This is a genomic window from Nocardioides jensenii JCM 1364 = NBRC 14755, from assembly GCF_001552535.1.
In the GTDB taxonomy this organism is placed as follows: domain Bacteria; phylum Actinomycetota; class Actinomycetes; order Propionibacteriales; family Nocardioidaceae; genus Nocardioides; species Nocardioides jensenii.
In genome coordinates, this window is the sequence record NZ_BCRJ01000037.1 from 24505 (window position 1) to 36400 (window position 11896).

The window sequence follows — 11896 nt, forward strand, 5'->3', positions numbered from 1 at the left end:
CGACGGGCAGTCCTCGTCGACCGCCCGGATCGGCCCTTCTCCCCGAGAGAGAGGCATCTCCAGCCTTTCATGAGACACACACGACGGTGCGAGCCCAGCCTCATGTTCGTCCCGCTGAAAGTCAAGGAGCGTCGAAGATCTTCCGATAACCGGTCGCTGTCCTCGAAATGCCCGGGTGCTGCCCGCATCGGACCCCGACCTGCCCACCTCGTCTCGTTGTGGCCGAGGGCACCGGCTACCTAACGTCACTTGGGCCGGCCAAGTTCTGCCACGGCCGGTGCATCAGGAACGTCACCGGGGGCGTGCTCGCGTTCCCGGCACCACTTCTCGGGAGGGACGCACATGTCATCGACCACCCGTCGATCCCTGTTCCGCAGCTCGCTGCGGAGCGGATCGGCACGTGCCCTGGCCACAGGGCTCGCCACCATCGCGGTGGTGGCGGCTTCACTGAGTCTGACCGGTACGACGGCCTCGGCCGCACCGGCAGCTCCGGACTCCGACAAGATCCAGCCGAAGTTGAGCAAGCAGCTCGACGCCAAGGGGGAGGCCACCTTCTGGGTGCGCTTCGCGATGCCCGACCTGAGTGCGGCGGCGAAGATCAAGGACTGGGACAAGCGCGGTCAGGCGGTCTACGAGACCCTGACCGACGCCGCCGACTCCAGCCAGAAGGACGCCCTGGCCCTGCTCACGAGGGAGGGCGCGGACTACCGGGCCTTCTGGGCCACGAACGCGATCCGCGTCCAGGCCGGCGACGAGTCACTGGTTGACGACCTCTCGGCGCTCAAGGAGGTCAAGGGGCTCTACCCGACCTTCGACTACCGCCTGGAGAAGCCGACCAAAGGCAAGCAGATCAGGGCCAAGCAGTCGATCGAGTGGGGCGTGGCCAACATCAACGCCGATGACGTGTGGAACGAGTTCGGCGTACACGGCGAGGGCATGGTGATCGCCAACATCGACACCGGCGTGCAGTTCGACCACCCGGCCCTGGTCAACCAGTACCGCGGCAACAACGGCGACGGCACCTTCGACCACAACTACAACTGGTTCGACGCGGCCGGCACCTGCGACGGCGCACCCTGCGACGTCGAGCAGCACGGCTCGCACACCATGGGCACCATGGTCGGCAGCGACGGCGCCGACAACCAGATCGGCGTGGCACCCGGTGCGACGTGGATCGCGGCCAACGGCTGCTGTCCCTCCGACGCGGCCCTGATCGAGTCGGGCCAGTGGATGCTCGCTCCGATGGACCTCGACGGCGAGAACCCCGACGTCACCAAGCGACCCAACATCATCAACAACTCGTGGGGCACGCAGACGCCGAGCAACGACCCGTTCATGGAGGACGTCGAGGAGGCCTGGGCGGCATCGGGCATCTTCGGCACCTGGTCGAACGGCAACAACGGCAGTGGTTGCGAGACGTCGGGCTCCCCCGGCAGCCGCATCCTCAACTACTCCGTCGGCGCCTACGACGTGAACAACAACATCGCGAGCTTCTCCAGCCGTGGTGCCGGGCAGGACGGTGAGACCAAGCCGAACATCTCCGCACCCGGCGTCAACGTGCGTTCCAGCCTTCCGGGTGGAAGCTACGGATCGTTCAACGGCACGTCGATGGCGGCACCGCACCTGGCGGGCTCGATCGCCCTGTTGTGGTCGGCGGCACCCTCGCTCGCCGGTGACATCGACGCGACCCGCGCCCTGCTCGACGGCTCGGCGACCGACACCCCGGACGACCAGTGCGGCGGCACCGACGACGACAACAACGTCTTCGGTGAAGGCCGGCTCGACGCCCTGGCACTCGTGCAGGCGGCACCCGTCGGCGAGACCGGCACCGCGACCGGCACCGTGACCGACGAGGGCACCGGCGACCCGCTCTCCGGCGCCGACGTCACGCTCGAAGGCGCGACCAGCCGCTCCCTCACCACCGGTGCGGACGGCACGTACAACGCCCGCCTCACCGCCGGTGACTACACCGCGACCGTGTCGAAGTTCGGCTACCAGACGGCCACGGCCGACATCACCGTCACCGCGGACACCACGACCACGCAGGACTTCGCGTTGGTCTCGGCCGCAGCGGTGACCCTGAGCGGCACGGTCACCGACGGCAGCGGTCACGGCTGGCCGCTCTACGCCACGGTGACGGTCCCCGGAGCCGATCCGGTCTTCACCGACCCGGAGACCGGTGCCTACTCGATCGAGGTTCCCGGCAATGCGTCGTACGACGTCTCGGTCGTTGCGCAGTACCCGGGCTACGTGGCCGCCACGCAGACGGTGGAGGTCGGTGGTGGTGACACCACCGCCGACGTCGCCGTCGAGGTCGACTCCGCGACCTGTGTGGCCAAGGGCTACGGGTTCAACACCGACGGCGTCACCGAGGACTTCAACGGTGGCGCGCTCCCCGACGGCTGGACCATCGAGGACACCTCCGGCAACGGTCAGGTGTGGGCCTTCGACAACCCCGGTGGTCGTGACAACCTCACCGGCGGGAGCGACGGCTTCGCGATCGTCGACAGCGACGAGTACGGCTCGGGCAACGCCCAGGACACCTCCTTGGTCAGCCCGGTCATCGACATGTCGGCGGTGGACTCACCGGTCGTCGGCTTCAAGCAGGACCTCAACAACATCAGCTCGGTCGGCGACGTCGACGTGAGCATCGATGGTGGCCAGACGTGGACCACCGTGCTCAACCAGACCGGCGACGCTCGCGGTCCGCTCGAGAACGTGGTCCAGCTGCCCACGGCAGCCGGTCAGTCCTCGGTCCAGGTCCGGTTCCACTACTACGACGCGTCCTACGACTGGTGGTGGCAGGTCGACGACGTGTTCGTCGGCAGCCGCACGTGCGACCCGGTCGAGGGTGGTCTGGTCGTCGGCACGGTGACCAACACCCAGTCGGGTGAGGGCATCAACGGCGCCGCGGTGACCAGCGACGACAACGCCGACGTCAAGGGCACCACGCAGCCGACGCCGGACGACGCGAACCTCGGGGACGGCTTCTACTGGCTGTTCTCCCCCGAGGTGGGCAGCCACGCGTTCACCGCGACCGCCAGCGGCTACGAGACCGTCACCGAGACGGTCGACGTGGCCGCCGACGACACCACGCGTCAGGACTACGACCTCGGTGCCGGCCACCTGGTCGTGACTCCGGGCAAGGTGTCGGTGACCAAGCAGCTCGGCCGGGCGGCGGTGACCAGGAAGGTCGAGGTCACCAACGACGGCACGGCTCCGGTGCACCTGGAGTTCAACGAGCTCAAGGGTGGCTTCGAGATGCTCAGCGCCGACGGCAGCCGGACCCTGCGGTCCGACCTGTTGAAGAAGGACGGCGCCCCGCTCCAGCGGATCAAGGCTCCGGTCTCCTTCGGAAAGAAGTCAACGAAGACCATGTCGACCCACAGTGCGGCACCGAGCGTCAACGGTCCTCATGACGACCCGTGGACCGACATCGCCGACTACCCGTCCAACATCATGGACAACCGGGTGGTCTACGTCGACGGCGTCGCCTACTCCATCGCCGGTGGCGACGGATCGGCGTCCACGTCTGCGGTGCACGCCTACGACCCGGAGGCGCTGGCCTGGACGGCGAAGGCCGACCTGCCGGAGGCTCGCAACGCGGTCTCGGCGGGCGTGGTCGACGGTCAGATCATCGTCACCGGCGGTTGGGCCGCCGCTGGTCCCTCCGCGTCGACCTGGGCCTATGACCCGACGTCCGACGCCTGGGCGGCCAAGGCCGACTCGCCGGTGGAGCTCGCGGCGTCCGGTCAAGCGGTCGTCGACGGCAAGCTGTACGTCGTCGGTGGTTGCACGACGGCCAACTGCACGCCGATGTCCGACGAGGTGGCGGCGTACGACGCGGCCAGCGACTCGTGGGAGACCTTGGCCAGCTATCCCGCTCCCGTGGCGTTCGCGTCCTGTGGCGGGATCGACGGCAAGGTCTACTGCACCGGTGGCAACGGTGGGGCTGACGGCACGGCCGACAGCTACGTGTACGACCCGGGTGCCGACTCATGGACGCCGATCGCCGACGCACCCGTCGACACCTGGGCCAGCCAGTACGCCGTCGCCAACGGCACCCTGGTCGTCAACGGTGGTGTCCAGGCCGGTGCGATCAGCAACCGCACCTTCGCCTACGACGCCGCGGCCGAGGCCTGGGTCGACCTGCCCAACTCGAACACGCCCCGCTACCGCGGTGCGGCTTCGTGCGGGGTCTACAAGATCGGTGGCTCCTCGGGCAGCTTCAACGCTGCTCCGGAGAGCGAGATGCTGCCCGGCATGGAGGACTGTGGCGCGAGCGCCGCGGACGTCGAGTGGCTGTCGGTCTCACCGGCCCAGGCCATCCTGGCGCCCGGACAGACGGTCACGCTGAAGATCACCATGGACCCGAACGTCGCCCAGCCGGGCACGTACACGGCCGGTGTCGGCATCAAGGAGGACACTCCGTTCAAGGTCGACCCGGTCGACGTGACGATGGAGGTCACCCCGCCCAACACCTGGGGCAAGCTGATGGGTCGCGTCACCGGCCTCTCGTGTGCCGGCGAGCCCACCCCGTTGGCCGGTGCCACGGTGCAGGCGAACTCGGGTGAGTCGGGTTGGACGTTCGAGACCGCCAGTGACGGCACCTACGCCAGCTGGTTCAACTCGATCTACAGCCCGCTGCAGCTGATCTCCGCCAAGGACGGATACCAGCCGCAGGTCCGCAAGGTGAGGATCAAGGGGACGAAGACGACCACGGCCGACTTCGGACTCAAGAAGACAGGCTGCTAGTCAGCCATCCGCAGTGACAGGCCCGCTCCACGCCCAAGCGTGGGGCGGGCCTCGTCGCGAGTTGTTGGGTTTGGTGTCGCGAGTTGTTGACTTTCGACCGTCGAGTTGTCAGTTCGATCCGGCGGTACGTCGCTCAGCCGGTCGCGTGACTGCGTTCCCGCGCGGCCAGGAAGTACGCCGCCGCCAGCCCGACCTCGAGTCCGACGAAGACCTTGGTGAGCATGCTCGACTCCGGTTCGAGGGCCACCGACGCGGCCCGGCCGGTGGCCATGCCCGCGCTGAGTACGCCGATCGTGGCCGGGGCCTTCAACCCGACGGCGGCCATGGCGAGGGTCAGTCCGCCGTACACGGCCCGGATCTCGTTGCGCGAGTCGGCAGTGGGCGCCGTACCGCCGAACAGCTCGGGCACCATCGCCGGCCTGGCCAGGGCCATCACGCCGATCGCCGCATAGGACGCCGTTCCGAGGACATGCAGAGGATTCATGTGCGCGAGTCTGCCGCGAAATGGGTGGCTCGGCCATCGGCAGCACTGACAGGCTGGCTCGGTGGGCCTCCGCGTCCGTCCGCCCGTCGCGATGACGAACCCGTCGGCGTCGGGCTGCGCCGGCTCGAGGGGTTCTCGCCGCGCATGCTGTTCCTCGACGGAGCCCGGCGCGACCACGAGCGCTTCGCGATCACCGGCGAAGACCTGGCGACGTGACCGTCGCCACAGTGCGAACGGCCCGCCGAGGTCTAGCCTTGTCGTGGTCCGGGGACTCAATCGGGAGCCTCGAGAGCACAAGGAGTCTCACCTCATGATCGAACAGACTGCGCCCGAACAGGGACAGGAAGTGGCCGCGCCGTACGGCGGAGGCGCAGCAGATGCGAAGCCGGCCGCGCCGGTCAAGCGGATCCGCACCCACCACCTGCGCGAGATGAAGGAGCGCGGGGAGAAGATCTCGATGCTCACCGCCTACGACATGTACACCGCGCAGACCTTCGACGAGGCCGGCTGCGAGCTGCTCCTGGTGGGTGACTCGGCCTCCAACAACGTGCTGGGCAACGAGACCTCGCTGCCGATCACGGTCGACGAGCTCCTCCCCCTCACCCGGGCGGTCAGCCGTTCCGTCAAGCGCTCGCTGGTGGTCGGCGACCTGCCGTTCGGCTCCTACCAGGCCTCACCCGAGCAGGGCTACCTGACTGCCGTCCGCTTCATGAAGGAGGCCGGCGCGCACGCCGTGAAGCTCGAGGGCGGCGTCGAGATGGTGCCGGTGATCGAGAAGCTCACCCGCGGCGGCATCCCGGTGATGGCGCACATCGGCTTCACCCCGCAGAGCGAGCACACCCTCGGTGGCTACCGGGTGCAGGGTCGCGGCGACAGCGCCGAACGCACCATCGCCGACGCGCACGCCGTCCAGGATGCCGGTGCCTTCGCCGTCGTCATGGAGATGGTGCCCGGCGACGTGGCCGGCCAGATCAGCAAGGAGCTGGTCATCCCCACGATCGGCATCGGCGCGGGCAACCAGTGCGACGGCCAGGTGCTGGTCTGGCAGGACGCCTTCGGCCTGCGCACCGGTCGGATGGCCAAGTTCGTCAAGCAGTACGCCGACCTGCACGGCGTACTGCTCTCGGCCGCCCAGGAGTACGTCGCCGACGTGCGTGCGACCACCTTCCCGGCCCCCGACCACACCTTCTGACACGAGTTGTTGAGTTTCGCGCCGCGAGTTGTTGAGTGTGATCGGTCGAGATGGGCGTTCTCGTCGCAGCGACGGATCAAAACCCACAACTCGACCGACGAAACTCAACAACTCGTGGTACCTGGGGCGTGAAGGCGGCCTCCTGAACGGATGAGTGGACAACCGGTCGCATGAGCCGGACGTCCAACGCGTACCACCTCATCCACGGAGATCACCATGACCGCCATCCGCCGTACCCGTTCCACCACGGGCCGTTCCACCACGGGCCGCTCCGCCACGGACCGTTCCACCACGGGCCGTTCCGCCATGACCGCCGTCCGTCGTACCCGTTCCACCACGGGCCGCTCCGCCCGACGAGGCGTGCGACTCGTCGCCGTCCTCGCCTCGATGCTCGCCCTGGTGCTCACCAGCGTGTCCACGTCGTCCGCGACGGCACTGCCGGCCTGGCGCGACACCGGCGCCTCCTGGAACAACCCGGTCAACGGCACGACGAAGGTGGTCGGCCTGCGCTACGCGACCCACCCGCGGTTCGACCGGGTCGTGATCGACGTTCGCGGCGTCATCCCGGACTGGAGCACGCGCTACATGCGGACGTTCCACTACGAGGGCAGCGGTGCACTCGTCCCGATCCGCGGCAGGTCAGGCCTGAGCCTGACCTTGATGGCCGCGGCCCACACCGACTCGGGGCGCAACCTCTACACCGGCCCGCGGATCGCACGCCCGCGGTTCGTGACGCTCAAGGCGCTCGCCCTCACCGGTGACTTCGAGGGCTGCGTCAACTTCTCCTTCGCGCTGAACACGCGGGCGTCGTACCGCATCTTCGCGCTGCACCACCCGCAGCGACTGGTGATCGACTTCCGTCACTGACGAGTCAGGACCAGTCGAACAGGACGCTCCCGCCGAGCAGGGCAACGAACCAGAACACGATCGCGATCGCGGCCAGGTAGGGCAGCCGCTTCGGGTACGGCGTCCACCACCGGCAGGCGGTGACCAGGAACCCGATCCACACCAGGATCAGCAGCACGACCGCCCACCACGGCGCGACCAGCGCGCTGGCGCCGTAGAGGAACAGGGCGCAGGCCAGGCCGCCCATCCCCACGAAGGGCCACGGCGAGGCAGGCACGTTGCGAGTCACGCCGGGCAACCTACCGCGTTGCCGAGCCGGCGCCCGAGGCCAGCCCCGACCACGTCGACTGAGCCGAGGCCCAGGCGGAGCCCGGTCGAGGTCCGGTCCAGGCTCAGTCCTCGAGCGCCTCGTCGTTCCACTTCGGGTCGTTGTCCCACGACTCGTTGCGCTCCTCGACCTTCTCCAGGGCCCGCGAGGCCTCGGCCGAGGTGGCGTAGGGGCCGAGGCGGTCGGCGTTGCGGCAACCGTCCTCGCCCTCGACGGTGTGGTGCTTCAGGCAGAACCAGTACTCGTCGCTCATGACGCCGAAACTACACTCGCAGCCATGCCCGCCGTAACCCCCGGAGTCATCTCCGCGCGTCGTCCCGTGCCCGCCCACATCGCTCGACCCGAGTACGTCGACCGGCCGGCACCGGCACCCTTCGAGGGCGACGAGGTCAAGGACGCCGAGACCATCGAGAAGATGCGCGTCGCGGGCAAGCTGGCCGCCCAGGCACGAGAGCTCGTCGGCGCAGCCGTGGCCCCGGGTGTCACCACCGACGAGCTCGACCGCATCGGCCACGAGTTCCTCTGTGACAACGGCGCCTACCCGTCGACGCTGGGCTACCGCGGCTTCCCCAAGTCGCTGTGCTCGAGCATCAACGAGGTCGTCTGCCACGGCATCCCCGACACCACCGTCGTCCGGGACGGCGACATCGTCAACATCGACATCACCGCCTTCCTGAACGGCGTGCACGGCGACACCAACGCCACCTTCTTCGCCGGCGAGCCCGACGAGGAGACCCGCCTGCTCGTCGAGCGCACGAAGACCGCGCTCGAGCGCGGCATCAAGGCGGTCAAGCCCGGCCGCCGGATCAACATCATCGGTCGCGTCATCGAGGCCTACGCCGCGAGGTTCGGCTACGGCGTCGTCCGCGAGTTCACCGGTCACGGCATCGGCACCCACTTCCACAGCGGACTGGTGGTGCCGCACTACGACGACCCGAACTACGACGACGAGATCCGGGTCGGCATGACCTTCACCATCGAGCCGATGCTCAACCTCGGCACCCACGAGTGGGACATGTGGCAGGACAACTGGACGGTGGTCACCAAGGACCTGCGGCGCAGCGCCCAGTTCGAGCACACGCTGCTGGTCACCGCCGACGGCGCCGAGGTGCTGACCAACCCCTGATCCTGGTCCTGATCCTGATCCGATCTGAGTGCACGATTCCTGCTCCGCGGCGGCCAGATCACGACACGAATCGTGCACTCAACCCCTCGGGGTGAGGTCGTCGTACGCCGCCGGCACGGAACCGCCGGCGGTCGTCGTACGTCGTACTTGCATGCGGTCTCCCTTCGCCCACCTCATCGCATCTGCGCTCCTCGTGATCGCCATGGTCGGCTGCAGTGGCGAACCGGAACAGGACGCCACGACACCCAGCACCCCCGGCGCAACATCCACCGACCCGGCGTCCGCCGGCACACAGCCCAGCGGGTGGGAATCGACCGGCGTCCGCCGCATCAGCGTGGAAGTGGGCCACTGCTACGTCGCGAGCATCCGCTTCGACGGCGAGCGGTGGAACGTCCCGTTCCGCAAGCAGTTCGGCTGGGGCGGAGGCGACTCGGGGCACGACCATCGGGCCTGGGTGGGCTCCGGCGCCATCGTCCGCACGGCTCCGGGCACGGCACGCTACACGGACGACGGCGGGGAGGTGCTTGACCTGCTGCCCGCCGACCACCCTTCGGTCCGCAAGGTCGAGCATGCCGGCTGCCGCTAGGGCTCACTCAACGCACGGTGCTCAGGTGAGGTCGTCGTACGAGATGACGCCCGCCTCGGCGAGCTGCCGCTCCACCCGGAGTACGGCGGTCTCGTGCTCAGGGTCGGCGCTCATCGCAGCGGCCAGCCGCAGGTGTGGCAACGCGTCCGAGGGCCGGGACTGGCGCTCCAGGGCACGGCCGAGCGTGTGCCGCGCCCACACGTCGGACGGGTCGCGCTCGACCAGCACCCGCAGGTCGGCCTCGGCCTTCTGCAGCTGCACCCGCATGAAGTAGGCCCAGGCCCGCAGGGTGAGCAGCGAGTTGGCCTCCGGCTCGGCCTCGAGGGCGGGCTCGAGGATCTCCAAGGCCTCCCGCGGGGCGCGCTGCTCCAGCAGCTCCCACGCCCGGTGATAGGCGTCGGAGGGGTGCTCGACCTGCCCCGGAAACACGATCGGCGGGACGGGGATCTCCTGGTCCTCCACTGCTCCTCCTTCGTCGTCACTGTGGCTCATCCACCCAACATCGCCCATCGTGCCTGCATTCCTCTACCCTTGAGGCGCGGATGGGCTGGCCGGGCGACCGCGTTCGTCTCCTCACGGAGGCGACCGAGGAAGGTCCGGGCTCCGCAGAGCAAGGTGGTGGGCAACACCCACCCGGGGCAACCCGCGGGAAAGTGCCACAGAGAACAGACCGCCGCTCTCTCCGTTCATTCGGGAAGAGGGGTAAGGGTGAAACGGTGGTGTAAGAGACCACCAGCGTGCCGGGTGACCGGGGCGGCTAGGTAAACCCCACCTGGAGCAAGATCAAGAAGCCGTTCCTCTTCGGAGGAACGGTGCGCACACGTTCGAGGGCTGCTCGCCCGAGTGTGCGGGTAGATCGCCCGAGGCTGTCGGCAACGGCAGCCCTAGATGGATGGTCGCCAACCGGGGCCACGCAAGAAACCCCGGCGAACAGAACCCGGCCTATGAGCCAGCCCGTCCGCCCCCACGTACGACGACCACCCGGAAACCGGTCAGCCGGTCACGAACCGGATCGACCGGGACGTCACGTCCACCGACTCCAGCTTCACCGACACCTGCTCGCCGAGAGGCAACGGGCCTGACGTCGAGGTCACGGTGGCCTCGATCGCCGGGTCCTGCACGGTGATGTCGCCCTTGTGGTCGTCCTTGTCGTCGATGTCGACCACCACCGCGTCGAAGGACTCCCCCACCCGCGGTCGGAGCACGGCGGCCTCGACCAGGTTGAGCACGGCGTTCTCGTACTGGTTGGCGATCCGCCCCGAGTCACGCATCGTCTCGGGCACCTCGGTGAGCTTCTCGATCACCCACGACGGCACCTCCTGGTCGGCACACAGTGCGACACAGATCTCGCCGGCGTAGCGGTCGACGAGTCGACGCAGCGGCGCGGTGACGTGGGCGTACTCGGCAGCGATCGCCGAGTGCCGCGGCTGGGCGGGCAGCTCGCCGTTGAAACCGACGTAGCCGCTGCCGCGCAGCAGGGAGGTGCAGGCCACCACCATCGCGGCGTGCCTCGGCTGGGTCGGGTCGAGGCTGCGGATGAACTCGGGATACTCCTGCTCCGCGGGCCAGTCGATGCCGAGAGCCTTGGCGGTGCGGTGCAGACGCTTGACTGCGCGAGGTTCGGCCGGCGGCAGGGTGCGCAGCAGGCCGACGCGCGCGTAGACCATGAGGGAGGCCGCAGCCATGCCGGTGAGCAGTGAGATCTGCGCGTTCCACTGCTCGACCGGGTGCTGGGCCCGGAACTCCAGGTGCCACTGGTCGCCCTCGATGTCGATCTCCTGCTCGGGCAGGGGCAGGGAGACCCCGCCGCGGGCCGCCTCTCGTTCGATGCGCAGCTCACCGACCTCCTTGAGCAGGCCGAAGACCTCGTCGGCGTCTCCGTCGTCGATCGACTTCTGCACGTCGTCGTAGTTGAGCTTCGCCCGAGACTTCACCAGCGCGCGTTCGACCTCGACCTTCGTCCCGTCACCGGTCTTGTCGACGTCGATGGTCCACAGCAGAGCCGGGCGGACCTGGTCGGGAAGCAGGGACCCGGCGTCCTCGGAGATCACCTTGGGGTGCAGCGGGATCTTGGAGTCCGCGCCGTAGAGCGTCTCGCCGCGACGGTTGGCCTCGACGTCGACCGGGTCGCCCGGGGTGATGAAGGCGGCGAGGTCCGCGATCGCGTAGAAGACTCGGTAGCCGTCGCCGTTGCGCTCGAGGTGCAGTGCCTGGTCGAGGTCCATCGCGCTCGCGGGATCGATGGTGACGAACGGGATGTCGGTGCGGTCGAGCTCGGGCAGTCGCGGGTTCGCCGCTGCGGCTGCGGCCGCCTTCTCCACCTCGGGCGGGAACTCCGCCGAGACGTGCATCTCCGACTGGATCTGTGCGATCCCCTCACGCAGGCTCTGCGCGGCGACGCCCTCATCGGACCGGACTCTGACAACTCTGCTCGGCATGGATCCACCTAACCATGCGCTCTGTCGCAGCCGCGCCGGTGACCCGCGTTACGGCGGGATCGCCGCCGATTCCCTACGCTGTGCAGGTGTTGATCCTGCTTCCGCCCAGTGAGGGCAAGGCCGCGCCACGGCGCGGCAAGC

At 68.6% G+C, this 11896-nt stretch carries 11 protein-coding genes and 1 other RNA gene; 7 read left to right on the forward strand and 5 right to left on the reverse strand.

Translation table 11 applies throughout. From position 1 onward, the window contains the following. The first annotated feature begins 342 nt into the window (after positions 1–342). Positions 343–4755, forward strand: a complete 4413-nt coding sequence (locus NJ4_RS09720) for a S8 family serine peptidase (RefSeq protein WP_067433725.1) — start codon at positions 343–345, stop codon at positions 4753–4755. A 133-nt stretch (positions 4756–4888) separates the two neighbouring features. Here NJ4_RS09720 and NJ4_RS09725 read toward each other — a convergent pair whose 3' ends face one another. Next, positions 4889–5239, reverse strand: a complete 351-nt coding sequence (locus tag NJ4_RS09725; RefSeq protein WP_067433727.1) for a DUF4345 family protein — start codon at positions 5237–5239, stop codon at positions 4889–4891. Between NJ4_RS09725 and NJ4_RS26385 the strand changes: the two genes are divergently transcribed. The 3 genes from NJ4_RS26385 (at position 5240) to NJ4_RS09740 (ending at position 7298) form a co-directional block, all read left to right on the forward strand. Then, on the forward strand, positions 5240–5455 hold the full coding sequence (locus tag NJ4_RS26385) for a hypothetical protein (protein WP_067433730.1): 216 nt from the start codon (positions 5240–5242) through the stop codon (positions 5453–5455). Positions 5456–5549: 94 nt separating this feature from the next. Further along, positions 5550–6431 (forward strand): 3-methyl-2-oxobutanoate hydroxymethyltransferase, encoded by an 882-nt coding sequence (panB, locus tag NJ4_RS09735; RefSeq protein WP_067433733.1) that lies wholly within the window; start codon positions 5550–5552, stop codon positions 6429–6431. Positions 6432–6647: 216 nt separating this feature from the next. Then, positions 6648–7298 (forward strand): AMIN-like domain-containing (lipo)protein, encoded by a 651-nt coding sequence (locus tag NJ4_RS09740; protein ID WP_082748343.1) that lies wholly within the window; start codon positions 6648–6650, stop codon positions 7296–7298. Positions 7299–7302: 4 nt separating this feature from the next. On the opposite strand, the gene NJ4_RS09745 is transcribed toward NJ4_RS09740, so the two are convergent. Continuing rightward, entirely contained in the window at positions 7303–7566 is a 264-nt protein-coding gene (locus tag NJ4_RS09745; RefSeq protein WP_157551012.1) for a hypothetical protein, read from the reverse strand. 103 nt (positions 7567–7669) lie between these two features. Then, positions 7670–7858, reverse strand: coding sequence for a hypothetical protein (locus NJ4_RS09750; protein WP_067433739.1), 189 nt, complete (start codon positions 7856–7858; stop codon positions 7670–7672). A gap of 24 nt (positions 7859–7882) precedes the next feature. On the opposite strand from NJ4_RS09750, the gene map reads away from it, so the two are divergent. Next, a complete protein-coding gene (gene map, locus NJ4_RS09755) occupies positions 7883–8731 on the forward strand; it encodes a type I methionyl aminopeptidase (protein ID WP_082748344.1) in 849 nt (282 codons plus the stop codon). A 151-nt stretch (positions 8732–8882) separates the two neighbouring features. After that, positions 8883–9317 (forward strand): hypothetical protein, encoded by a 435-nt coding sequence (locus NJ4_RS09760; protein ID WP_067433745.1) that lies wholly within the window; start codon positions 8883–8885, stop codon positions 9315–9317. A 21-nt stretch (positions 9318–9338) separates the two neighbouring features. On the opposite strand, the gene NJ4_RS09765 is transcribed toward NJ4_RS09760, so the two are convergent. Next, positions 9339–9809 carry a tetratricopeptide repeat protein gene (locus NJ4_RS09765; RefSeq protein WP_067433748.1) on the reverse strand — a complete coding sequence of 157 codons (471 nt, stop codon included), beginning with the start codon at positions 9807–9809 and terminating at the stop codon, positions 9339–9341. 51 nt (positions 9810–9860) lie between these two features. Between NJ4_RS09765 and rnpB the strand changes: the two genes are divergently transcribed. Beyond that, positions 9861–10278: RNase P RNA component class A (gene rnpB / locus NJ4_RS09770), an RNA gene on the forward strand. A 31-nt stretch (positions 10279–10309) separates the two neighbouring features. On the opposite strand, the gene NJ4_RS09775 is transcribed toward rnpB, so the two are convergent. Next, positions 10310–11755: an RNB domain-containing ribonuclease gene (locus tag NJ4_RS09775; protein ID WP_067433751.1), complete on the reverse strand. Its 1446-nt coding sequence runs from the start codon at positions 11753–11755 to the stop codon at positions 10310–10312. Positions 11756–11896: the final 141 nt, after the last annotated feature.